This window comes from Nocardioides sp. (genome assembly GCF_047607365.1).
GTDB lineage: Bacteria > Actinomycetota > Actinomycetes > Propionibacteriales > Nocardioidaceae > Nocardioides.
Window position 1 is genome coordinate 22,521 of record NZ_JASGDD010000124.1, and the last position, 25,168, is coordinate 47,688.

11 protein-coding genes are annotated in these 25,168 nt (G+C 71.3%); 9 read left to right on the forward strand and 2 right to left on the reverse strand.

Features of this window, described 5'->3' with window-relative positions:
• The first annotated feature begins 1 nt into the window (after nt 1).
• The 4 genes from nuoL (at nt 2) to QM572_RS09745 (ending at nt 5,867) form a co-directional block, all read left to right on the forward strand.
• Nucleotides 2-1,873, forward strand: a complete 1,872-nt coding sequence (gene nuoL, locus QM572_RS09730; RefSeq protein WP_415092501.1) for an NADH-quinone oxidoreductase subunit L — start codon at nt 2-4, stop codon at nt 1,871-1,873.
• Between the two features lie 163 nt (nt 1,874-2,036).
• Nucleotides 2,037-3,563: a complex I subunit 4 family protein gene (locus QM572_RS09735; protein WP_415092503.1), complete on the forward strand. Its 1,527-nt coding sequence runs from the start codon at nt 2,037-2,039 to the stop codon at nt 3,561-3,563.
• A complete protein-coding gene (nuoN, locus tag QM572_RS09740; protein WP_415092505.1) occupies nt 3,563-5,137 on the forward strand; it encodes an NADH-quinone oxidoreductase subunit NuoN in 1,575 nt (524 codons plus the stop codon). The genes QM572_RS09735 and nuoN overlap by 1 nt, the downstream gene beginning before the upstream one ends.
• Before the next feature lie 178 nt (nt 5,138-5,315).
• Nucleotides 5,316-5,867: a Uma2 family endonuclease gene (locus tag QM572_RS09745; protein ID WP_415092507.1), complete on the forward strand. Its 552-nt coding sequence runs from the start codon at nt 5,316-5,318 to the stop codon at nt 5,865-5,867.
• Nucleotides 5,868-5,904: 37 nt separating this feature from the next.
• On the opposite strand, the gene QM572_RS09750 is transcribed toward QM572_RS09745, so the two are convergent.
• Together QM572_RS09750 and QM572_RS09755 are read right to left on the reverse strand one after the other, a co-directional pair.
• Nucleotides 5,905-6,510, reverse strand: coding sequence for a TetR/AcrR family transcriptional regulator (locus QM572_RS09750; RefSeq protein ID WP_415092509.1), 606 nt, complete (start codon nt 6,508-6,510; stop codon nt 5,905-5,907).
• A gap of 356 nt (nt 6,511-6,866) precedes the next feature.
• Nucleotides 6,867-7,856: a hypothetical protein gene (locus QM572_RS09755; protein ID WP_415092511.1), complete on the reverse strand. Its 990-nt coding sequence runs from the start codon at nt 7,854-7,856 to the stop codon at nt 6,867-6,869.
• 236 nt (nt 7,857-8,092) lie between these two features.
• On the opposite strand from QM572_RS09755, the gene QM572_RS09760 reads away from it, so the two are divergent.
• The 5 genes from QM572_RS09760 to QM572_RS09780 all read left to right on the forward strand — a co-directional run bounded on the left by QM572_RS09760 (nt 8,093) and on the right by QM572_RS09780 (nt 25,165).
• A complete protein-coding gene (locus QM572_RS09760; protein ID WP_415092513.1) occupies nt 8,093-18,070 on the forward strand; it encodes a PA14 domain-containing protein in 9,978 nt (3,325 codons plus the stop codon).
• Nucleotides 18,067-21,897 (forward strand): hypothetical protein, encoded by a 3,831-nt coding sequence (locus tag QM572_RS09765; protein WP_415092515.1) that lies wholly within the window; start codon nt 18,067-18,069, stop codon nt 21,895-21,897. The genes QM572_RS09760 and QM572_RS09765 overlap by 4 nt, the downstream gene beginning before the upstream one ends.
• A gap of 193 nt (nt 21,898-22,090) precedes the next feature.
• Nucleotides 22,091-23,098 carry a polyprenyl synthetase family protein gene (locus QM572_RS09770; RefSeq protein WP_415092559.1) on the forward strand — a complete coding sequence of 336 codons (1,008 nt, stop codon included), beginning with the start codon at nt 22,091-22,093 and terminating at the stop codon, nt 23,096-23,098.
• Between the two features lie 114 nt (nt 23,099-23,212).
• On the forward strand, nt 23,213-24,115 hold the full coding sequence (gene rarD / locus QM572_RS09775) for an EamA family transporter RarD (protein ID WP_415092517.1): 903 nt from the start codon (nt 23,213-23,215) through the stop codon (nt 24,113-24,115).
• 60 nt (nt 24,116-24,175) lie between these two features.
• Nucleotides 24,176-25,165, forward strand: coding sequence for a sulfate ABC transporter substrate-binding protein (locus QM572_RS09780; RefSeq protein WP_415092519.1), 990 nt, complete (start codon nt 24,176-24,178; stop codon nt 25,163-25,165).
• Nucleotides 25,166-25,168: the final 3 nt, after the last annotated feature.

Here is a 25,168-nt window from a genome sequence, read left to right on the forward strand (position 1 = left end):
CATGGAGACTCCGTTCTTGGAAAGCGTGCTCTGGCTCGTCATCGCCCTCCCCGCCCTGGGAGCGGCGATCCTCCTGATCGGCGGACACCTCACCGACCGCTGGGGCCCGGTCCTCGCGACCCTGCTTCCCGCCGGGTCGTTCGCGATCAGCGTCGCGCTGCTCGTCCGCGCCCTCGGGCAGCCGGAGGACGACCGCGCACTCACGCAGCACCTGTGGACCTGGATCGACACCGGTCACCTGAGGATCGGCGCCGACCTGCGCGTCGATCAGCTCACCATCCTCTTCCTGCTGCTCATCACCGGCGTCGGCACGCTCATCCACGTCTACTCGCTGGGGTACATGGCGCACGACCCGCGCAAGCGGCGGTTCTTCGCCTACCTCAACCTCTTCGTCGCCGCGATGCTCACGCTGGTGATGGCCGCGAACTACCTCGTGCTGTTCGTCGGCTGGGAGGGGGTCGGGCTGGCGTCGTACCTCCTCATCGGCTTCTGGCAGCACAAGCCCTCGGCCGCCGCGGCCGCCAAGAAGGCCTTCGTCGTCAACCGGGTCGGCGACCTGGGGCTGACCGCGGCGATCGCGCTGTTCCTCGCCTGGTTCGGCACGGTCGACATCGCCTCGCTGGCGCAGGTCCACCTCACAGAGCGGCACGCCACGATCCTCGGCCTGCTCCTCCTGGTCGGCGCCTGCGGCAAGTCGGCCCAGGTGCCGCTGCACACCTGGCTGCTCGACGCGATGGAGGGCCCCACGCCCGTCAGCGCGCTCATCCACGCCGCGACGATGGTGACCGCGGGCGTCTACCTCGTCGTCCGCTCCGGCTTCGTCTTCGACGAGGCACCGGTCGCCCAGACCGCCGTGGTCACGGTCGCCATCGTCAGCGTGCTCTGGGGTGCGATCATCGGGACGGCGAAGGACGACATCAAGAAGGCGCTCGCCGGCTCCACGATGAGCCAGATCGGCTACATGATGCTCGGCGCCGGCCTCGGCCCCGCCGGCTACGCGTTCGCGATCTTCCACCTGCTCATGCACGGCTTCTTCAAGGCCGCGATGTTCCTCGGCGCCGGCTCGGTGATGCACGCGATGGACGACGACGTGAACATGCGCCACTACGGCGCACTGCGGAAGGCCATGCCGATCACCTTCGGCACCTTCGCGATCGGCTACCTCTCGATCATCGGGTTCCCCGGGTTCTCCGGCTTCTGGAGCAAGGACAAGCTGATCGAGGCCGCCTTCGCCGAGCGGCCGGTGGTCGGGGTGCTGGCGCTGCTCGGCGCCGGCGTCACCGGGTTCTACATGACGCGCATCATGCTGATGACGTTCGTCGGCGCGAAGCGCTGGCCGAGGAAGGTCCACCCGCACGAGGCGCCCGCGTCCATGACCATCCCGCTGGTGGTGCTCGCGGCGCTCTCGGCCGCCGGTGGTCTCCTCCTCGCGGGCGGCTGGATCACCGACTGGCTCGCCCCGGTCGTCGGCGAGCATCCCGAGCACGAGGGCGGCATGCCTGCGTGGGTGGTCTCCGTGCTGACCGTGGCCGTGGTCGCCGTCGGCGTCGCCACCGCCTGGCGGCTCTTCGGCCGGCGCGCCGTCCCGAAACAGGCGCCCCGCGCCGCGTGGCCGGTCGTCGCCGCCCGGCACGAGCTCTACGGCGACGCCATCGCCGACGCGCTGGTGGCGCGCCCGGCGCTGGCCCTCGCGCGCGGCAGCGTGGTCGCCGACCGGGTGCTCGTGGACGGCGCGATCGAGGGCTCCGGCGTCTCGGTCAGCGGGCTCGCCGAGGCGCTCCGCCTGGCCCAGAGCGGGTTCGTCCGCTCCTACGCCCTCGGGGTCGTCGGCGGTGGCGCGCTGCTCGCCCTCGCCATGCTGGTGGTGAGCTGATGACCGTGGCTCCCAGTCCGGCCGCCCACTGCGCGGCGCCCGGCACGCGCGCTGGCCGCGTTGCCACTCGTCACGATGCCTCCGGCATCGCTCCTCGCTCCGCCTCGCCATCGCACGCGCCGGACGCCGCTCGCACCGGCGCCAGACTGGGAGCCACGGTCCGATGACCCTCACCCTCCTCATCCTGCTCCCGCTCGTCGGCGCCTTCGCGACCGCGGTCACGCCGTCGGGCGGCACGCTGCCGCAGCGCGTGGCGGCCGTCTTCGGGCTCGCCACGCTGGCCTTCAGCGTCGCGGTCGCCGTGCAGTTCGACGCGCACGGCGGGCCGCAGTTCACCGAGGACGTCGACTGGATGAAGCCGCTCGGCGCGCACTACGCGCTGAGCCTCGACGGGCTCGGCCTTCTCATGGTCCTGCTGACGACCGTCATCGTTCCGCTCGTGATCGCCGCCTCCTGGCGCGACACCAGCCGCTCGGCGTACTTCGCCTGGACGCTGGCCCTGGAGGCCCTCGCCCTGGCGGTCTTCCTCGCCGACGACCTGCTGCTCTTCTACGTCGCCTTCGAGGCCACCCTCATCCCGGCCTACTTCCTCGTGGGCGGCTGGGGCCGCTCCGGACGCGCGCGGGCGGCGCTGCGGTTCCTGCTCTTCCAGCTCGGCGGTGGCCTCGTCCTGCTCGCCGGCGTGATCGGGCTGTGGGTCGCGAGCGCCGACGCCGGCACGCCCTCCCTGCTCCTCGGCGACCTGCGGCAGCTCGACCTCGGGACGACCGCCGGTCGCTGGATCTTCGTCGCGTTCTTCGTGGCCTTCGCGGTCAAGGCGCCGCTCTTCCCGCTGCACACCTGGCTCGCCGACACGACCGAGCAGGCCACCCCCCCGACGAGCACGCTCCTGGTCTGCATCCTCGACAAGATCGGCACCTTCGGGATGCTGCGCTTCTGTCTCGGCCTGCTGCCGGAGGCGAGCCGGTGGGCCACGCCGGTCGTGGTCGCGCTGGCCCTCGTCTCGATCCTGTACGGCGCCTTCCTCGCGATCGGGCAGGACGACTTGCTCCGCCTGATCGGCCTGACGTCGCTCTCGCACTTCGGCTTCATCACCCTGGGCATCTTCGTCATCAGCCAGGACGGCGGGTCGGCCGCCATCCTCTACATGGTCAACCACGGCCTCGCCACGGGCGCGCTCTTCCTGGCGGCCGGCTTCCTGCTCAAGCGCCACGGCACGGTCTCGATCCGCGAGCTGCGCGGCCTCGAGCAGCGCACCCCGGTCCTCGCCGGCCTCTTCCTCGTCGCCGGACTCGCCACCCTCGGCCTGCCGGGTCTCGCGCAGTTCGTCTCCGAGGTGCTCGTCATCGTCGCGGCCTTCGAGTTCCACTGGTGGGTCGGCGCGATCGCCCTGCCGGGCATGGTCCTGGCCGCCGTCTACGTGCTCTGGGCCTACCAGCGGATCTTCACCGGTCCGGCCGCCACCCCGGCCCCCGCCCCGAAATCCCCCACGGGACGGGACGTTCCGGCCCCTGGAGTCGCGGCGGGAGGGCCGAAAGGCCCCGGCGGTCGTGACCTGACCCGGCGCGAACTCGCGGTGCTGGCCCCGCTCGCCGCCGCGCTGGTGGTGCTCGGGTTCGTGCCGGGGCCGATGTTCCACGTCGCCAACCCGACGGTCACCACGATCGTCCAGGCCGGGGAGGGTCGCTGATGTTTCCGTCCCCGTCGGTCGAGTACGGCCAGCTCTGGCCCCTCCTCCTCGTCTTCGGCGCCGCTTGCGCCGGCGTCCTGGTCGAGGCGTTCGTGCCACGGGCGCGGCGCTTCGGCGTCCAGGCCGGGCTCGCGCTCGGAGCGGTGGTCGCCGCGCTGGGGGGCACCATCTCGGTCGCGGCGGGCCTGCCCGCGCTCCCCGGAGGGGCCGACGCCCACGGCCTGATCGCCACCGGCGGAGCACTGGCGCTCGACGGCCCGGCGCTCTACCTCCAGGCGCTCGTCCTCGTCTGCGCCCTCGGGGGCGTGCTGCTCTTCGCCGAGCGGCGTCTCGGCGGTGGCGTGACCGCATTCGCCGGCCAGGCCGCGGCCCTGCCGGGGAGCGGCGCCGAGCGCCGGGGCGCCGACCTCGAGCACACCGAGATCTTCCCGCTGCTGCTCTTCGCGGTCGGCGGGATGATGCTCTTCCCCGCCGCCAACGACCTGCTGCTCCTCTTCGTCGCGCTCGAGGTGCTGAGCCTGCCGCTCTACCTCCTCACCGGCCTCGCCCGCCGTCGTCGGCTCCTCTCCCAGGAGGCGGCGATGAAGTACTTCCTCCTCGGCGCGCTCTCCTCGGCCTTCCTCCTGTACGGCGCCGCCCTCGTCTACGGCGCCACCGGCGCCATGCGCTTCGCCGACATTCGCGTGGCTCCGGCCGCCAATGACGACGCAACCCTATTGCGCGTCGGGATCGCCCTCATGGCCGTCGGGCTGCTCTTCAAGGTCGGCGCGGTGCCATTCCAGGCGTGGACGCCCGACGTCTACCAGGGCGGCCCCACCCCGCTCGTCGCCTTCATGTCGGCCGGCACCAAGATCGCCGCGTTCGGCGCCCTGCTGCGGCTCTTCTACGTCGCCTTCGGCAACGAGGTGTCGGACTGGCGGCCGCTGATGTGGGCGGTCGCGATCGCGACCATGCTCGTCGGCGCCGTCGTCGCGCTGGTGCAGACCGACGTGAAGCGCATGCTCGGGTACTCCGCCATCACCCACGCGGGGTTCGTGCTCACCGGCATGATCGGCCTCCAGGCCACCCCGACGAACGGCTCGCTGAGCAGCACCCAGAGCGTGCTGTTCTACCTGACGGCGTACGCGGTCGCGGTGGTGGGCTCCTTCGCGCTCGCGAGCCTCGTGCGCGACGCCGGCGGCGAGGCAGGAGGATTCGTCGCGTGGACGGGACTCGGCCGGCGGTCGCCGCTCCTCGGCGGGCTGCTGGCGGTCTTCATGCTCTCGCTCGCGGGCATCCCCCCGACCGCCGGGTTCATCGCCAAGTGGAACGTCATCGCCTCGGCCGCCGGCGCCGACGCGTGGCTCGTCGTGGGCGTCGCGCTGCTGGCCAGCTTCATCGCGATCGTCTCCTACGTCCGCCTGCTGCTGATGGTCTTCTTCCGCGACCCCACGCCCGCCACCGCGGCCGTCGCGACCCCGTCGGTGCTCACCAGCGGCGTCATCGCCGCCTGCGCGCTCGCCACCCTCCTCCTCGGCCTCGTCCCCGGCCCTCTGCTCGACCTCGTCGCCCGCACCGGCACCTTCATCGGCTAGCCGAATAGGGCCTCCCCTCACGCCGAGTGGGGCCTCCCCTCACGCCGAGTGGGGCCTTGCGTGGCCATCGGTCTCCCGATCCACAGAGCGACGCCGACACGGTTGCTCGGCCGTTGGAGGCGCACGAGCATGGACCTGTGCTCGAGGCGCGTGCGAAACTGGGATCAGGAGGTGTGCCATGTCTCTCGGTCTTCCGGCGGGGCCTGGTCCGTGGACCGTCGACGACATCCCCGACGACGGTCACCGCTACGAGCTCGTGGACGGGATGCTGATCGTGGTCCCCTCGGCGGAGCCGCGGCACCACGGCGTCATCACCCAGCTCACCCGGCTGGTCGGCGGCGCCGTTGGCTGGTCCCGGGTTCAGGGCCAGGCGGGCGTCACGTTCAGGCCGGGGGACTATCGCGAGCCCGACCTCCTCGTGCTTCGCGACGGCTTCGACGTGTGGAACACGAAACGCGTCGCCGGCTCCGATGCCGTGCTCCTCGTCGAGGTCGTCTCGCCCAGCACCGTGCGCAACGACAAGGTGTTCAAGCTCAACCAGTACGCGGCGGAGGGCATCGGCCACTACTGGATCGTCGAGACCACTCCGGCCCTCACGCTCACGGCGTACGTCCTGCCCGAGGGCGCCGAGACCTACGTCGAGGCCGGCCGTTGGGTCGAGCCCGCCACCGTCGAGATCGAGGAGCCCTTCGCGTTTCGCTTCGACCTGAGCGACCTGCGCGGCGCGTAAGCCCCCACTCGGCGTGAGGGGAGGCCCCACTCGGCGACTAGGGTTGGAGGATGCGGGTGACGGCCTCGAGGACGCCGTCCAGGGGCGCGCCGTAGACCTCGTTGTGGAAGATGTGCCCTTCGATGGCGGCGAAGGCCATCGCGGCCAGGGTGCGCGCGTCGAGGTCGGTGCGGACCAGGCCGCGCTCGGCCATCACCTCGATCATGGCGCCGAGCTCGTCGATGAAGTAGGCATACAGGTCGGCGAGCTTCACCCTCGCCTGGGGGTCGGCGCGGATCGCCTGGCCGAAGTCGCCCAGGGCGAGCGTCCAGTCGCCGCGCATCGCCGTCTCCGAGCCCATCCCGCCAAGGGCGTCGAGGACGGCCTCCATGGTCGTGGTGGCCTGCGAGCGGCGGGCGATGTCGGCGAAGGCGCCGCGGGTGGCGGCGTGCTCGGTCAGCAGCGTGAGGAAGAATTCCTCCTTGCTGGCGAAGTGGTAGTGGAACGCCCCGATGGTCAGCTCGCTGCCGGCGACGATGTCGCGGATCGAGGTGGACGAGAAGCCCTTGACCGGCATCTTCTCCAGGCCGAGCTGGATCAGCCGCGCGCGAGTCGCCTCACGCTTCAGCTCGTGTTTGGACTTCGCGTCCGGATCCCGAGGCATGCCCCGATGGTAGGTGACGTTCGTCTCGTTCGAGCGGTTGCAGCACGCTGGCACGCGGTGGGGAGGAGACCACCCGTCGTCGTGCTCGAGGTCAGGCCGTAGGGTGCTGGGTCCGTGTCGAGGAGTCGGCCTCCGAGCGCGGCCGTGGCACCCCGATGAGCGGTTGGATCCAGGTCTGCGAGTGCCGCTCCAGGTGGGGGCATGCCTCGCCGTACTTCCTCCGGCACGCGATCCGACGCTTCCTCCGGCGCCACCAGCGCATGGTCGCTCTCCCTCTGTCGCTCCTCCCGAGAGCCGATACCCGCAGTATGACATATCGATCGATATGTCACTTGGTCCTGCGCTGCGGCACTGCATCAGTGAGCGCGCGGGTCTCCCCTCCAGCGGGAGGTGAGGGCGACGAGGTTGTCGACGCGGTAGTGATTCATCGCGTCCTGGATCCGGCGGCGGACGGTGCGGACCGAGACCTCGAGTGCGCGGGCGGCGACCTCGGGGGTCGCGCCGTTCTCCATCAGCCGCAGGACGGCGTCCCAGGCGGCGCGACCGGCGTCGGAGCGGGCGGTGTCGAGGGGGAGCGCGGCCTCCCAGAGCCCTTCGAAGATCACCCGCGCCATCCCGGCGACAGCGGGGCTGTGGATCGCCATCACCGAGGTGGGCCAGGTCTCGCCCCAGTGGAAGGGGAGTGCCACCACGTCGTCGTCGGTGATGAAGAACCAGCCCGGCGTCTCGGGGAGCATCCGGAACTCCACGCCCGCCGCCGTCTCCTGGCCGATGCGCTCCTGGGCGCCGGGGTCGCGGGCGTCCGCGATCGAGCCGACCACCCGGGCCGAGGCGCCGTCGGCGGCCAGTGCCTGGTGCCAGACCGCCTGCATCGCCGGGTCGGCCACGTGCAGTGGCGACCCGTCGGGCAGGACGGCGTCGGTCCGCTTGGGCGGGGTGTGCGCGTGCAGGACATGCCAGAAGTCGACGACGGCGTCGGGGCCGTGGAAGACGTCGATGCGGATCGGGCTCTTCTCGACGGGCGCGCCCATCCGCCACTCCCGGGCGAGCGTGGGCAGTCTCACGTAGAGCTCGGTCAGCTCGGCGAGCCGCTGGTCGACCTCGGCGCGGAGCCCGGCGGCCAGGCGCGCCCCGTCGGCGAGCAGGGCCTGCTCGGGGCTCGCATATCTGATCGTGTCGCCCTGGACGGTGAGATAGCCGGCCTGTGCCAGCGCGCCGAGTGCCTCCCGCAGGCGCTCCGGCTCCTGCCGGGTCAGCGCGGCCAGCTCGGTGACGCTCCCGGCCCGAGACCGCAGTCCGGCCGCGAGGACGTCCCACCGGTCGCTCGGCGTCTCGTCCCTCCCCACGCGGTCACGCTAAGGCGTCCGGGTGAACCGCCGATGGAGGCCGCGCCGCCTCGCGCCGAGTTATACGTGACCCGTGTCACAGAGAATCTCGTGTCCACTTTCGGACAACGACGCCCCGGGACAGGCGGAATACCTATCTTCCGATACGCATTCGTCGCGTGAGGGCGCGGCGATGGTGCCGCTCGGGCCGGCCATGCGTGATCAGACGCGATCAGACGAGACGAGAGGGGACGCCCGTGCGGTCCGTACGTCGTCTCCTGCTCGCCCTCACGGTGCTGGTCGGCCTCTCCCTTGCGATCGTGCCGGTCTCCTCCGCGACGGCGGAGACGACGCCGCTGGAGGTGACTGCGAAGAACCTCGGCGACGCGATCCTGATCTCCTGGCCGAAGGTGAGCGGAGTCGCCTGCGACACCTTCTCGGGCCAAGCCAGCGGCGGCCACGACGGCGACCTCCGCCTCTACGGCTACCTGGGCTCGGATCTGACCTACGACCCGGGCGTGGCGACGTCCAGTCTCCGGACGATGGGCTACCGGCCGGCGACGTACACCTCCAATGGCTTCGTCAACGTCGGCTTCCCCGACCTCTACGACAGCACCCACTGCGCCTACGCGGCCTCCTTCGGCGATACCTGCGGCTGCCAGGTGGCCCTTCAGGTCACCTATGCCGGCCGCACCTCCGACGTCGTCTCGGTCTGGCAGGGCGCCTGGAACGAGGTGGTGGACCTCAAGGCCACCCAGACCGCGAAGACGGTCGCGCTCACCTGGCGGCCTGCCAGCGGTGCCGCCGGGATGCCTCCCGGTTACGAGATCTTCCGCTCCGCCTCCTCTGATTCGGTCGGCACCGGAGTCGGCTACGTGGTCGCGTCCACCTCGACGACGCCGACGTACGTCGACACGAGCACCACCGCCGGCACGCACTACTACTACCGGGTGCTCGCGGTGAGCCGGCAGGACCTGGAGCAGGTCAAGCAGTACAAGACCTACCCGACGCCGGTGCAGATGTACTACGGGTGGGGCTATCACACCCTCAACGGCAAGTACCCCAACGCACCCAAGGTGCCCCCGCCGGCGGACTCCGACGGCGACGGTTACGTCGACGAGTCGCCCTACTCCGAGCCGCTCGACGTCCTGCCCCACGGCGTGATCGCACCCACCGGCGTGAGCACCAAGCTCACCGGCGCGACCGAGCTCACCGTCACCTGGAAGGCCGCCGACACCGGGATCGCCACCGCCTACGCGGCACCGTCGGCCGACGCCACCAGCACGACCACGCCGTTCAGTTTCTACAAGGTCGTGCGGACCCAGGTCGACTGCACCTCCGGCAACTCCACCGGCGCCACCGTCACCAACTACACCTACAAGCTCACCCAGACCAGCGTCCGGCTCTCCAGCACGTCGGCGGCGAAGATCCTCACCTCGGTCTCCACCAATCCCGACGTGACGACGTACGTCGACGCCTCGGTGGTGGCCGGGGACTGCTACCGCTACACCGTGGCGGCGGTGGCCGGCTGGAGTGGCTCCTACGACACGGGCGCGCCCCGGCAGACCTTCGCCGCCTCCGATGCGTCGGAGATCGCGGTGGTCGGGCCCGGCTCCCCCACCGGCCTCATCGCGACCCCCGGCCCGGCCGCGGTCACGCTCGCCTGGACCGCCCCGATCTCGGCGAAGCCGATCACCTCCTACACCGTCTACCGCAGCACCACCGGGGCGCTGGGCTCCCCGATGGGCAACCCGGTCGACACGTCGTTCGTCGACGACCGGGCCGAGCCCGGAGTGACCTACCACTACCGGGTGGTGGCGCATTCGGCCGCCGGCACCGGCGAGCCCTCGGAACCGGTGGACGGCACCGCCGCCGAGGGCGGCGCGGGCCCGGTCACGGCAGCGGGCGCGGTCGGCGGCAACGGCAAGGCCCTGGTCAGATGGGTTGCCGCCGCAGACGCGGCCGCGGGCCAGATCTACCTGGTCTACCGCTCCGAGAAGGCGGGTGAGCGGGGGGTTCTGATCGCCGCCTCGGACCCCGGCGCCACCAGCTACCTCGACACCGGACTGACCAACGGGACGCAGTACTTCTACACCGTCATCGCGCTCGGCTCCGGTGCCCAGGCCGCCCCGACGACCGATGTCCCGGCCCCGGAGGAGACGAGCAGCGCGAGCGGCCTGCTCGGCCTCTACTACCGCAGCAGCACCGACCTGACCGGGGTGACCTACAGCCGGTACGACGCAGGCGTGAACCAGAGCACCCGCGTCACCGGCGACTGCACCTCGACCGTGTGGAGCGTGCCGAAGACCTGTGCCGAGAAGTTCAGCGTCCGCTGGGTCGGGGAAGTCGTCGCTCCCGCCGACGGCGACTACGTCCTCCGGACCTCGGCCGACGACGGGGTCCGGCTCAGCATCGACGGCGTCCGGATGATCGACAACTGGCAGCTGCAAGGAGAGACCTCGAAGACGACCAGCGCCCTGACCTGGACGGCCGGCAGCGTCCACCAGGTCGAGATGGACTACTACGAGGGCGGCGGCAGCGAGGTGGCGCGGCTCTCGTGGGCGGTCAACGGGGCGTCGTACGCCGTCGTGCCGGCCTCTGCGGTCGCGGCCGGTGTCGACCTCGAGAGTGCCAGCGACCAGGTGCTGGCCAACCCCACCGAGATGGACGGCCTCGGCGGGCAGATCAACCTGATCGACCAGGCATACCCTGGCTCGACGGCCCACCTCCAGCTTGCCGTCGCCAACCTCACCACCCAGAAGCTGAGCGGGCCGATCAACGCCAGCGTGGTGGTGCCCTACGGCGCGGATGGGGTCAGTGCCGGCGGGGACGACGTCAACGGGAACGCGTCGGGATGGACCTGCCAGAAGGACACCATCGCCACCTCGACCGTCCTGACCTGCTCCAACCCCGCGTCGCTCGGGCCGCTCGCGGCACCGCTGGTGCTGCCGATCAACATCGCGCTGCCCGAGACCGCCGCCCTCGGCACCCAGTACGTCGACTACGGCGTCTCCTGGTGGGGCGACGGGTCGGCCACCGCTGCCGGGAGCACACAGCCCTATGCCTTCACCGTCTCGCCCTACGGCCGGGCGCACCTGACCACCACGCTCAGTGGTGCCAAGGAGCTCAGCGCCGACGACAGCACCCCGACGAAGGTCGCCGTCTCGCTGACCAACGACGGCACTGCCGACACCCGCTCCACTCCGCTCGTCGCACTCGCCCTGCCCTCCGACGTCCACCTCGGCACCGTGGGCGAGGGGTGGACCTGCGGGACCGCGGCGCCCGGCACCGAGCCGATGCTCACCTCTACTGCCGGGACCGCGTTACCCACGGTGGTCAGCGGTGCCGGTGGGATGCCCGACCCGACCACGCTCTGCACGCCCGCCGACGGCACCCTCGACGGCGGGGTGCTCCGCTCGGGCGAGAGCGCCCCGACGCTCACCCTCGCCCTGACCGCCGATCCGACCCTCTACTACGACGGCAAGGGCACCCGGCAGCTCTGGGCCGAGGCATCGGCGGAAGACGCCTTCGGCGTGGTCGCCAGCCAGACGGCGTACGGGGTGCAGACGAAGGTCCGGGACGCGCCCGTGCTCGCGGTGCGGCTGGGCAAGGTGGACGCAGGCAGCGAGGCGGGGAGCAGCATCTACCGGTTCGCGGTCGCCAACACTGGCGGAGACACCGGGGACGCGCGGATCAGCGTCACCCAGACGCTTCCTCCCGGCGTGCGGGTGAACGTGCAGCCGGGCAACGCGGCAGGCTGGACCTGCACCGACCCGGCCGACGGCACGACGGCGACCTGCACCACCGACGACCCGATCGGCGTCGACGGCGGTGCGACCATCGCCGGCCCGGTGCTCATCACCACGCTCCCGGACGGCATGGACGCCGCGGTCACGTGGCCCGACACGGCCTTCGCCGCCGCGACCGCTCCCGGTGGCACCGGCGACGGCGTCACCGGTGCGTCGGCTGCCCTCGACATCCCGATCGTCGCGCCGGCGACCCACGCCGCCGCCCCGTCCACCACCCTCACCCTCGCCTCGACGCCGGTCTTCGGGTCGATGAGCTCCTCGCTCACCCTGACCCTGCGCGGCGACTCCACCGTCGCGGCCGACGGCCCGTTGGTCTTCGCCGCGGTTGTGCCCGCCGGGATCACCCTGGCTTCGGCCCCCACCTCGACCGCCAGCGGCGTCACCTGCGCGATCCGCGCCGGCCCCTACCCGGGCGGTGCGAGTCAGGCACTGCTCTGCAAGGCGAGCGGGACGCTCGCCGCCGCCTCGTCGCGCAAGGTCACCATCGCGTACACCGCCGCCCCGGCGATCGTCGGCACGCTCACCTTCACCGCCGGCCGACTCGACGCGACGACCCTCGACGAGGGCGAGGCCGTGCTGAAAGCCGACGGCACCGCGATCCTGCACGGCGCCGACGTGGTCATCACCCAGGGCGCCAGTTTCGGTGCCGACGCCGGCGCCGATCAGCAGGTCTCCTCGACCACCCCCGGCGACTCCGGGCCGACCCCCACGTCGGTGGTCCTCGACGCCTCCGGGTCGGAGGTTGCCGGCCGCGATCTCGGCTACGCCTGGACCCAGATCGGGGGCCCGGACGTCGACTGGGGCACCATCGCCACCACCGCCGCCACGGTGGCCTTCCCGTCGGGCACCCCCACCCCCGACGCGAAGGGGGAGAAGGCCACCTTCACGGTGCCCGACGTGGAGAGCGAGACCACGCTGGTCTTCCGGCTCGCGGTCACCGACGGTCTCCGGGTCGCCACCGACACAACCGTCGTCACGGTCGTGCCCAACAGCATCACCGTGCCCCGGATCACCGACACCGTGGTCACCCTGCCGGACTCCGGCTCGCCCTCGACCGCGGTCGACGCCTCGACCCTGGCGCCGGACCCGGGGAGCACGGTCCGGATCAGCTACAAGATCACTGACGCGACGCCGTCGACCACGGTGACGCCGACGGTGACCTGGCCCGGCGAGATCGACCTCGCCTTCACCCCGGTGCCCTCGGCCACGGTCTGCTCCGCGAGTGACTGCACGCTGTCGTACGACGTCACCTGGCCCGACGGGGTCGGACAGCTCGTCGTCCAGGCACTCGCCACCGATGGGCGTACGGCCAGCGACGGCACGCCGCTCAGCAGCGGCTCCACCCTCGTGCTCGGTCCCGACGACCCGCCCGTGAGCGTCACCCTGACCGGGCCGGACGGCCTGGTCGCGCCCGGCGAGGCGGCCACCGCCACCGCCCAGGTGGCGCGCGCCCAGGCCGGGGCCACCACGCTGACCTGGAGCCAGGTCTCCGGACCCGCCGTCACGCTCCCCGACACCGACGGCTCGGAGTTGGCCGACGACGACACTGCGACGACCACCTTCACGGTCCCCTCCGAGGCCGGTCCCGGCGACCTGATCGTGCTCCAAGCCACCGTCGCCCGTGGCACCGGCTCCACCCGGAGCACCGCCACCGCAACGGTCTCGCTCGGCGTCGGTGCGGCTGAGACCTCGGACGACTCTGCGACCTCGGACGACTCTGCGAGCGCGGCGGGGGCCATCCGGTCCGACTCGTCGTCGCCGTCCGTCTCCGTCTCGGCGACGACGGGTACCGATGCAGGCGACGACAGCACCAGTGCGAGCACGAGTGCGAGCGCCAGCACCGGTGCTGCGACCGACACCGCGAGCGAGGCTGGGTCGAGCGATTCTGCTGCCTCCACCGACTCGTCTGCGACCTCGGCCGTCGCCTCCTCCGCCACGTCATCGAGCAACTCGTCGAGCACCTCCTCCGCCAGCGCGGTGGCCTCCTCGTCGATCACCGCTGGCGCCCGCGCGGTCGCGGCCTCCGCAGCCGCGGCCGCAGCAGAGACCACGAGCACCCCGTCTCGCTCAGCGGCCCCAGCTTCCTCCGACTCGTCTACCTCCACCGAGTCGGCCACCGAGTCGGCGACCGCCTCCGAGGCGGCTTCCGCGACCGACTCCGGCGAGGTGAGTTCCTCGGCGACGACCGGCGAGAGCGAGGCGACCGACGAGTCGACGGCGAGCGCCACCGACGGCACCACGGATAGCACCACGGGGAGTGTGCCCGACGCGTGCGATCGGATCCCCGGCGGTCTGGCCGGGAGCGTGCTCGGACTGATCTGGGACCAGCTCCACGGTCTCCTCGACGACCAGTTGGAGGAGCACCGCGAGGAGCACGTCGTGGTCACCGTCGGCGACCTCACGCTCGACCTCGGCGAGGCCGGATCCCTGGTCGACTCGTTCACCGAGATCTGCACCAAGGGCGAGCTCCAGTTCACCGGTGCCGCGATCACGTACGGCGACACCGGACTGACCAACGTCAGCGGCACGATCAGCGCCTCCAAGATCACCGTCACCAGCGGGACCCTCACCTTCCCCGACGACTGGGATCTCGCCGACGTCACCCTCCAGACCTACTCCGTCGATCTCGACACCCACGAGGTGACCTACGCCGCCAGCGCCCTGATGTACGGCCACGCCAAGGTCACGGTCAGCGGTGCCTTCGCCGACCTGGACAACTGGAGCCTCGGGATCACCGGCACCGTGATCGACGAGTGGACCCTGACCGACGGCCTCACCCTGAAGCCGAACGACTCCACCATCGCCGGCACCATCACGATGAAGAAGGGCGTCGAGACCTACTCCCTCAACGCCCGGGTCGCCGGCTCCTGGGTCGAGGGACCGATGACGATGACCGACGTCCAGGTAGCCATCGAGCAGCGGGCGAGCGACGACGACTCCGCCCTTCCCGCCACCTGCGACGCGCTCGACCTCGCCCGCGCCGACTACTACATGATCATCTCCGGCGCGGTCACGCTCGACCTCGGCAGCACGGACCTTCCCGTCTCCGCCTCGGCCTGCGTCGTCCCGGGCGAGGGCTGGACCGCGAGGACCGACACGGCCGTCTCCGGACTGGGCATCGACGGCGTCTCCTTCAACGGCGCCTCGCTCTTCGCCCTGCACAAGGACGCGAAGGCAAGTACGTCGACGACGACCGCCGACGGCCGGGCCGAGACGAACGTCTTCCGGGTGTCCGGGTCGGGCTCGGCGTACGGCGTCACCGGAGCGGCCACGGTCGTCTACTACCAGCCGGAGGCGGGGACCAATGCCGTGGTCGCCGAGGTCTCCACCGATCTCTCCGGCCTCGGCCTCCCGATCAGCGGGCAAGGCGCGATCGTCTACGCCTCCCGGGACATCGCCGACATCAGCAAGGTGCCCGGGCTGGACGCCGACCTCGTCAGTGGCGGCCCCTCCGCGGAGGCCACCGAATGCGGTGGCACGGCATCGAGCCAGCCTGAGGACGGCCTCGCGGTCTCGGCCGGCTTCACCGCGGTGACGAGCTATCGCGTCCCCGAGTCGGTCTGCAGCGTGCTGGACGGCGACCTGAACCTCGACGTCCCGGCCAACATCAACGTCAAGGTGAGCCTCAGCGATCCCGGCCAGATCACCGCCGACCTCGTGCTCGCCCACCCGGCGGCCATCCTCGAGGCGAGCGGCACCACCCTCTCGCTCTGCGCCCTCCACCTGACGATCACGCCCGACGCCTCCTTCGGACTCTCCGGCGACGGCCAGCTCGCGCTGCCCAACCCGGACGGCGGAGGCGGCAGCGTGGACTGCGGTGCCACGACCCTCCCTGCGGGGACGGTCGCGATCACGGCCGGTGTCGCGGTGCAGGTCAAGCCGACCAAGGCGATCACCATCGGGATCGAGACCACCAGTGCGTGGAGCGACGCCTTCGGCCAGTCCGGCCTGGACGTCAGCCACATCGCGGTCCAGGCGGGCATCGTCTTCGGCGACAAGCCGACCGTGAGCCTCGGCCTGGCCGCCAAGGTCACCGCCCTGCCGCAGTCGTGGCGTGACACCGTCGGGCTGGTCAACCGGCCCGACGGCTCGATGCCGCCGATCAGCTTCGGCCTCAACATCTCCCGCTCCGAGCCGATCTTCGCGATCAGCATCGGCGAGCCCGGCACCGGGCCGGCGATCAAACCGCTGACCGCCATCTCCTCCTCCCTCGCCGACGCACTGATCGTCGACTACGCCAGCGTCGTGATCGCACCACGCGGCGGCACGATCGGCTCCTTCACCTACGACCGCGGTTATCACATGGCCTTCAACGGCACGGTGCTCGGCGTCGCTCTCGCGATCCGCTCCGACATGGACCTCGAGGCCGGCACGATCAGCGCCAGCACCGACATCGGGGCCTTCTCGGTCGGCGGGGTGTCGTTGCGCGACACCCACTACGCCTTCTCCGAGGTCCGCCCCACGAAGGAGAACCCCACCCAGGGGCGCGGCACCTTCGACTTCTCCGGCGGCCTCGTCGCCGGACCGGTCCAGGCCGACGCCGTGATCTCGGTGGTGGCGGAGAAGAACGGCGACACCATCGACATCTCGGCCGACCTCAAGGCCTCGGTCAGCGACCTTGGGCTCGGCTCGGTCGCGTCGCTGGACAACGCGAACCTCTGGGCCCACGTCGATCTCGGTGTCGGGGTCTCGACCCACCTCGACGCCTTCACTCTGGGCATGTCGGCCAACGCCACCGTCCTCGGCACCCGGCTCGCCTTCTACGGCGACGTGGACTTCGACGACGGCGGTCTCAACGCCGCCGACCTCGTCGTCGCCTCCTCGCCGATCGACCTCGGCGCCGCCACCATCACCGGCGACGGCTGCTCGGCCGAGGTGATCGCACAGATCCCCGCGGGCGGCACGATCCCGACCTTCCCGAAGACGGGACCCTGCTTCGCGCTCGGCATCCACCCAGGCTCGGAGGATCCCTATCTGATCTCGGTCAACGCCGCCGTCACCACCCCGCTGGGGCTCGGCATGAAGATCGACGCCAAGATCGACGGCTCCGGCCTCGCGATCCACGAGGCCGACGTCACCCTGGCCGACAACCTCACGGTCGCGCTGCACGACTCCCGGATCTACTTCGGTCCGAAGGTCGCAGCCGGCAAGGTGACCGCCCCCGACGCCGACGGCAAGGACGTCGTGGTCAACGACGGCGACTTCACCCTCAACGGCCGGGTGGCGGTCAGCCTGCTCGGCGCCTTCGACGCCGACCTCACCGTCTCGGTCGGCAGCATCGGCGGCAGTGGCTGGGCGAACGGTGTCGCCTCGCTCGGTCTGCTCACCAGTTCCTCGTCGCCGGTCCACGCCGGCGTACTCCTCTCCGGAAGCTTCGCCCGCTCCACGACCACTGGCTACCACTGGTGTCTCTCGGGTGAGGCGAACCTCTCGGTCGGCGGCTTCGCCCTGACCAAGGGTGGGTTCGTGATCGGCCAGGGGCTGCGCAACGGCGATTGCCCGAGCGCCAACGGCGACGGCACCTTCGGCACTCCTCATGTCCACACCGCCTCGGCGAAGGCCGCCGCCACCGCGCTGGACACCCCAGGGACGGCGGCGTGCCCGTCGCTGCTGGAGGTCGACTTCCCGATCGACTCCCCGATCACGCTCTGCGAGGGCGGCAGCGTGTTCGCGGTCGGCGCCAAGCTCGACGTCGGGCCGATCCACGGGTCCGCGTCGGGGCAGATCGTCAACAGCGGCGGCAGGGTCGGCTTCACCTTCACCGGCACTGCCGGATTCCAGGTGATGGAGGTCGGTGTCAGCGCCTCCCTGACCCTCACCAACCAGACCGCGAAGGGGCCGAGCGTGATCGCCGGCACCGTCAAGGTCGATGCGAGCGTCACCTCCGCGATCGGCTTCCACGCCACCGCGACCTTCGACACCGCCGGTGCCTTCTGCCTCGACGGGAAGGTCGCTCTCCCTGCGGTCGACGCCAAGGCGACCTTCTGCACCGCCGGTACGGCGACGCCGGGCATCGAGGCCCACATCCATCTGGTCGACAGCTACGGCGTGGACGTCCACTTCCAGAGCGCCTCGAAGTGGAGCGCGGCGATCAGTGTCGCGCTCGGCCCGATCGGAATCGACTTCATCGGCTGCGGTTGGATCTTCGGCTGCTGGGGCGGCGCCTTCGAGATCAAGGGCCTGCTCCTCCTCGGAGTCTCCAGCGAGGCCACCACCGTCACCCTGCCGAGCTTCGGCAAGCTCGACCTCGGCAAGGGCGTCACGGTCAAGGGGCAGGGCTCGCTGAGCGGGAAGATCTGCCTCTACCACTGCTTCTCGGCCTCCGTCGGTGCCGACTTCTCGATCAATCCGACCCGGTTCTGTGGCAGCGTCTCCGGTGTCGGCGGCTGCCTCCAGGTCTCACCCTTCAGGATCTACGCGCTATGACGACTCCGCTTCCCGCCGTACGACGTCTCCTGGATCGCACGCGCGCACGACTGCCTCGTAGCCGCTGGGCTCGGGGGGCGGTCCTCGCCGGACTGGTGGTCGCGGTCGCCGGCGTCGCGACCGGGACCGCGATCGGTCTCTCCGGCAGCACGTCGGTACCGACCAACGACGGCTGGCAGGCGGCCACGAAGTGCGTCGCCACCGCCGCCGTCACCAACGCCGCCGGGTCGACGGTCGTCCTCGACACGAAGGCCTCGATGACCACCGGGACGCGGGTGAAGTCGCCCAACGGGACCTTCGAGCTGGTGCTGGAACCCGACGGCAACCTGGTGCTCTACGACAACCAGACCCGCGCTCACGTCTGGGAGTCACACACCACCACCGGGACGACCCTGCTGATGCAGAGCGACGGCAACCTCGTGCTCTACGACAGCGCCGGGAAGGCGCCCTGGGCGACCGGCTCCAACTCCCCGACCGCCAACAAGTTCCTGCTCCGCAACGACGGCACCCTCCAGGTGGTCGACCCGACCGGGAAGGCGCTCTGGTCGAGTGCCACCGTCGTGGCCGGGGCGGCCGGCTGTCTCGACCCGACGGCGACCTTCTTCACCGGCACCACGGCCGGCGCCAGCGTCCAGCTCAACGAGCCCGCGGCCTCGGGCGCAGTCGCCGGCCAGGGCGCGGGCACGGTCTGGTTCTCCTGGTACGCCGCACAGAGCGGCACCACCTACGTCCTGCCGCAGGGCGAGACGTTCCAGAGCGTCGGGGCCTACGTCGACGACACCTCCGACGGCTCCTGGTCGTTCCCACTCAAGGCGGTCAGCGGGCTCCAACGCGGCTCGACCATCTTCGGCCTACGGTTCACCGCGGTCGCCGGGACGCACTACTACTTCCAGGTCTATGACAAGCGGCCGTTGGACGAGTCGATCGCTCACGAGTTCGAGTTCCAGCTCTGGCAGCCCTCACCCGGCGGCCCCGACAACGACGACCTCGCCACCGCCCGGTCCCTCGACGAGCCGATCAACTCCGCAGCCGGAGCGCAGGCGTCGCTGACCGGCACGACCGTGAACGCGACCACCGAGAGCGACGAATCCTCGATCGGCTCGGGGGCTCGCAGCCTCTGGTACTCCTGGACCTCACCCGATGACGGCGTCACCCTCAAAGTCGTCGCCCCGACGAGCGCGGGGGCCCTGACGGCGTACGTCGTCAAGGACGCGAGCAAGGCGATCACGGTCACCAACCTCACCCAGCTCAGCGATCTCTCCTCGGCCAGCGGGCAACTGTGGGTGAAGACGACGGCCGGGCAGACCGTCTACGTCCGGCTCGGCACCGACACCGGCGCCACCTTCACGTTGGGGGCGAGCGACGACCCCTGGTCCGACCCGGGAGCACCGCGGCCGACCGTCGTCCCCAGTTGCGCTCAGCCGTCGACCTCGTGGGCCACCGAGGCCGTCACGCTGCACTGCACGGTCACCGACGACGCCGCCGACCTGGTCGGGCTTACGCTCGACGACAAGGGGGAGTATGGCTTCGACCTCACCGCCGACGTCCCCGACGGCACCGCCTCGGCCACCGCCGCGACCACCTCCCGTACGGTTTGCGACACGCTCGGCAACTGCACCACCGTCGGCCCGCTCGGTCCGGTGAAGATCGACCACAGTCCGCCGGTGATCACCTGCGATCCGGCCCCCGGCGGCTGGTCGGCCGGCGCCGTCACCCTCGGCTGCGCGGTGAAGGACGACGGCTCAGGTGTGACGGCCGCCGACGCTGCCTTCACCCTCGCCGCCGCGTTGCCTTCGGGCACGAGCCAGAGCGATGCGGTCGCCTACACCGGTCCGGCGAAGGTCTGCGACCAGGCCGGCAACTGCACCTCGGTCGACATCCCGGCGGACGCGAAGATCGACCAGGTCCCGCCGACGGTCGACTGCGGGAAGGTGCCGACCGGCTGGAGCAACGCCAACCCGACCATCTCCTGCACGGCCACCGACACCGGCAGCGGCCTGGCCGACCAGGCGAAGGCCGAGCTGACCCTCACCACCGGCGTCGACTCCGGCGCGTACGACGCCTCGGCGACCACCGTCGCCGACACGGTCTGCGACGCGGTCGGGAACTGTGCCGACGTACCGAGCTACACCCTGAAGGTCGACCGGGTGCCGCCGACCGTCTCCTGCGACACCCCGGCTCCCGGGTCGTGGACGAAGGGCCGATCGCTGACGTACGACTGCACCGCCCACGACCTCGGCTCCGGCCTGGCCGCGGCCACCGACGTGAGCTTCACCGTCACCACCGGTGACCTGATCTCCGCCGGTTCGCAGTCGGACGGGGTCAGCGTCGCCACGTCGCGCTCGGTCTGTGACGTCGCCGGCAACTGCGCCGACGTGCCCTCCCTGATCGGGGTCGGCCTCGACGACCAGGTGCCGGAGGTCACCTGCAACGCCGTCCCGACGACCTGGCAGCGGAGCGCGGCGACGGTCACCTGCACGGCGGTGGACGACGGCGGCTCGGGTCTCGCGTCGGCCGCCGACGCGAGCTTCACCCTGACCAGCTCCGCCGCCGGCGTCTTCGCCGCGCACGACCCGGTCTGCGACGCAGTCGGCAACTGCGCCACCGTGCCCACGCCCGCGGCGGTCGAGGTCGACGAGACCGCGCCGGTGGTCACCTGCGACACCTCGTCCGGGGACTCCTTCGACCATGAGGTGCTCGTCTCCTGTACGGCGACCGACGACGACTCCGGCCTGGCCGACCCCGACACGGCGAGCTTCACACTGCTCACCGCCGTCGGCGACGGGAACGCCGACGACGCCGCCGTCACCGAGACCCGCCAGGTCTGCGACGTGGCCGGCAACTGCACCACGGCCGGCCCGGTCGGACCCTTCCGGATCGACCGCACCGGGACTGTGAGCGAGGCCGCTCCGGTGGTCGAGGTTCCGGACTCGCTCACCGTCGTCGCAGCCGCCGACACCAGCGAGACCGGGGGGATCGAGGTCCCCTTCGACCTCCCCACCGCCGACTCCGAGATCGGCGCCCAGGTCGGCTGCAGCCCCGACCCGGACGGCATCCTGCTGGTCGGCGAGACCGAGGTGCAGTGCTCCGCCCGCGACACCGCCGACCAGGTGACCGACGCCTCGTTCCCGGTGACCGTGGTCGCCGACGTCGACCTGGCCTACACCGACTCGATCCCCATCGGCAGCGAGATCCCGATCGCCGCGGAGGACTTCGCCGGCGACGTCACCGTCGAGTTCGACGGCACGGAGGTCGGGGACCTCAGCGCGGCGTCGGCAGGTCTCGGCGTACGCCATTCCGCGCGGGCCTCCGTCTCGGTCGCGTCGTCGAGGGCCGGGTTCGCCGCGCCGAACGGGACCACACTCGGCCGCCACCTCGTGGTGATCCGGGGCACCGGCACCGACGGCAACCCGCGCCTCCAGGTGGCTCCGGTCACGATCGTCGCCGCCCCCCTGACCAAGGCGTCCTCGACCGGCCCCGGGTCGACGGACAGTTCCTCGACCGCCTCGTCCACGACATCCTCCTCGACGTCGAAGGGCTCCAAGACCCGGCACTCGAAGGTCGGCGGGAGCGCCGGCGGTACCACCTCCTTCCGGCTCTTCGGCAGCGGCTGGAGCACCGAGGCGGCCGCCGAGCCCTCGCCGTCGGCGTCCGCGAGCACCGGGACGACGACCTTCCAGGGCACCGCGCCGCCCTCGCGCCCGGCCGCGAGCTCCGGTGGAGCGCTCCGCTGGTGGCTCCTCGGCCTGGGCGGTCTCGGGCTCCTCGCCGGTGCCGGAGTCGCCGGAGTGCTGCTCCGGCGCCGCCGCCACCCCCTCGCCGAATAGGGCCTCCCCTCACGCCGAGTGGGGCCTCCGGTCGTGCTGAGTGGGGCCTCCGGCCTGCCCGCGCCCGCACTCGACGTGGCGGGGCCCTCGACGGGAGGCAGAGCCCCACTCGACGGGAGGCGAGGCCCCACTCGACGGGAGGCGAAGCCCCACTCGGCGTGAGGGAAGGCCCCATTCGGCGGGCTGTGCGAGGATTCCCGACGTGAGCAGCTCACTCGCCCTCCCGGTCACCGACCCCGAGCTCGAGGCGCGCCTGCGAGCCCGGCTGGCGCTCGTCGAGAAGGCGCTGTCGGGCCACGTGCAGAGCCGCGCGGCCTTCATCACCGAGGCCGCCTCCCACCTGCTCGACGCCGGCGGCAAGCGCTTCCGGCCGCTGCTCGTCCTGCTCGCGGCGGAGACCGGCGACCGGGCCGACTCCGACGACGTGCTCACCGCGGCGTGCGTGGTCGAGCTGACCCACCTGGCCAGCCTCTACCACGACGACGTCATGGACGAGGCGCTCGTGCGCCGCGGCGAGGACAGCGCCAACGCCCGCTGGGACAACCACGTCGCGATCCTCACCGGCGACTTCCTCTTCGCCCGCTCCTCCGAGCTGACCGCCGAGCTCGGGCCGCAGGCGGTCGCGATCCAGGCGCAGACCTTCGCCCGGCTCGTCGAGGGCCAGATCATGGAGACCCGCGCGCCCGCGCCGGGGGAGGACCCGGTCGAGCACCACCTCGACGTCATCGCCGGCAAGACCGGCATCCTCATCGCCACCTCGGCCCGCTACGGCGCGCTCTTCGGCGGCGCGAGCACCGAGGTGGAGCAGGCGCTGACGGCGTACGGCGACATCGTCGGCGCCGCCTTCCAGATCTCCGACGACATCCTCGACATCGCCTCCGACGGCGCGGTGTCGGGCAAGACGCCCGGCACCGACCTCAAGGAGGGCGTGCCGACGCTGCCGGTGCTCCTCGCCCGCAGGCACGCCCGCCCCGAGGACGCCCGCCTGATCGAGCTGCTCGACTCCGACCTCGCCGCCAGCGACGACGACCTCGACGAGGCGCTCCGCCTGCTCCGCGCCCACCCCGCGATGGACGAGGCCCGCGCCTACGTCCTCGCCGAGGCCGCGAAGGCCAAGGCCCACCTCGTCGCCCTCCCCGAGGGCCCCGTCCGCGACGCCCTCGAGGCGTTCGCCGACGTCGTCGCCACCAGAACGGCCTGACCCTCCTCGAATCCCACCCTCCCGGGACGCTCCGGCCCCACGCGCCGTCCGCCAGGGCCGAAACGTCCCACCGCGAATGGGAGCTCGGTGGCGGGTGGCCGATAGCCTCACCCGGTGAGCGAGCACCGGCGCGGGATCCTGGCCGGACTGGCGGCGTACCTCATGTGGGGGCTCTTCCCGCTCTACTGGCCGCTGCTGGAGAGGGCCGGGGCGTTCGAGATCCTCGCCCACCGGCTGATCTGGTCGGCGGTCCTCATGACCGCCCTCGTCCTGGCGACCGGACGTCGCCGCCAGTTCGCGGCTCTGCTCCGCACCCCGCGCAAGGTCGGCCTCCTCGCCGCCGCGACACTGGCGGTCAGCGTCAACTGGGGCCTCTACATCTGGGCGGTCAACGCCGGCTACGTCGTCGAGACGAGCCTCGGCTACTTCATCAACCCGCTGATCAGCGTCGCGCTCGGCGTGGTGGTCCTCCGCGAGCGGCTGCGCCGGCTGCAGTGGACCGCCATCGCGATCGGCGCGGTCGCCGTCGTCGTACTCACCCTCACCTACGGCCGCCCGCCGTGGATCGCCCTCACCCTGGCGTGCAGCTTCGGCACCTACGGCCTGATCAAGAAGCTCGCGGGCGTGCCCGCGGTGGAGGCGCTTGCGCTGGAGACCGCGATCGCCACCCCCCTCGCCCTCGTGTACGTCGTCGCGCTGGTCGTGCGCGGCGAGAGCCACTTCGCCACCGGGCATCTGGCCGTCTTCTTCGTGCTCGCCGGCGTGGTCACGGCCCTGCCGCTGCTCTGCTTCGGCGAGGCGGCCAACCGGATCCCGCTCAGCCTGCTGGGCCTGATGCAGTACCTCGCGCCGGTGCTCCAGTTCGCCCTCGGAGTGCTCTACTTCCATGAGGACATGCCTGCCGGCCGATGGGCGGGGTTCGTGCTCGTCTGGGTGGCGTTGATGCTGTTCACGGCCGACGGCCTCCGTCAGCGACGCGCTCGCCCACTATCTGGACTCGTCACGGAAAGCTTTTAAACTGGACTAGTCTGCTCGACTATGAACATCAAGTTGGGTGCACTTGTTGTGTCGGCCGTCATGGCTCTCGCCGCGTGCGGCGGAGGCAGCTCGTCGACCACCACGATCAACGTCAACGGCTTCTCGATCCTCGAGCAGGCCAACACCGCCGTCTTCAAGGCCTTCGAGGAGACCGACGAGGGCAAGGACGTCGAGTTCAAGACGTCGTACGGCGCCTCCGGCGACCAGTCGCGCGGCGTGGAGTCCGGCAACAAGGCCGACGTCGTCCACTACTCGCTGGAGACCGACGTGACCCGCCTGGTCAAGGACGGCCTCGTGGCGGAGGACTGGAACACCGGCGCCACGAAGGGCATCGTGACCAGCAGCGTCGTCGTGCTGACCGTTCGCAAGGGCAACCCCAAGGACATCCAGGGCTGGGACGACCTGATCAAGCCGGGCGTCCAGATCATCACGCCCAACCCGGGCTCGTCCGGCTCGGCCCGCTGGAACATCCTCGCCGCGTGGGCGCACATCGCCGGCAACGGCGGGACCGAGGACGAGGCCAAGGCCTTCGTGACCAAGCTGCTCGACAACACCATCGCCCTGCCCGGCTCCGGTCGCGAGGCGACCACGGCCTTCACCTCCGGCTCGGGCGACGTCCTCATCTCCTACGAGAACGAGGCCATCCTCGCGAAGGCCTCCGGCGCCGACGTCGACTACGTCGTGCCCGACGACACCCTCAAGATCGAGAACCCCGGCGCGGTGACCAAGACCGCCCCGCAGGCCGCCAAGGACTTCCTCGCGTTCCAGGAGAGCGAGGCCGGCCAGAAGCTCTACGCGCAGTCCGGCTTCCGCCCCGTCATCGACGGCGTGGACGTCGGCGAGGTCGAGGGCGCCAACGACCCGTCCGACCCGTTCCCGGCGCCGACCAAGCTCTACACCATCAACGACGACATCTTCGGTGGCTGGAGCACGGCGGCCGACAAGTTCTTCGGTGACGGCACGGAGGGCAAGCCGCTGGGTATCATCACCGCGATCCAGCAGGCCACCGGAACCGAAGCGGAGGAGTAAGAC

What these genes read in the sequence shown, in the direction of transcription:
- nuoL (WP_415092501.1), top strand. Translation starts at nt 2, where the DNA reads ATGGAGACTCCGTTCTTGGAAAGCGTGCTCTGGCTCGTCATCGCCCTC.
- QM572_RS09735 (WP_415092503.1), top strand. Translation starts at nt 2,037, where the DNA reads ATGACCCTCACCCTCCTCATCCTGCTCCCGCTCGTCGGCGCCTTCGCG.
- nuoN (WP_415092505.1), top strand. Translation starts at nt 3,563, where the DNA reads ATGTTTCCGTCCCCGTCGGTCGAGTACGGCCAGCTCTGGCCCCTCCTC.
- QM572_RS09745 (WP_415092507.1), top strand. Translation starts at nt 5,316, where the DNA reads ATGTCTCTCGGTCTTCCGGCGGGGCCTGGTCCGTGGACCGTCGACGAC.
- QM572_RS09750 (WP_415092509.1), bottom strand. Translation starts at nt 6,510, where the DNA reads ATGCCTCGGGATCCGGACGCGAAGTCCAAACACGAGCTGAAGCGTGAG.
- QM572_RS09765 (WP_415092515.1), top strand. Translation starts at nt 18,067, where the DNA reads ATGACGACTCCGCTTCCCGCCGTACGACGTCTCCTGGATCGCACGCGC.
- QM572_RS09780 (WP_415092519.1), top strand. Translation starts at nt 24,176, where the DNA reads ATGGCTCTCGCCGCGTGCGGCGGAGGCAGCTCGTCGACCACCACGATC.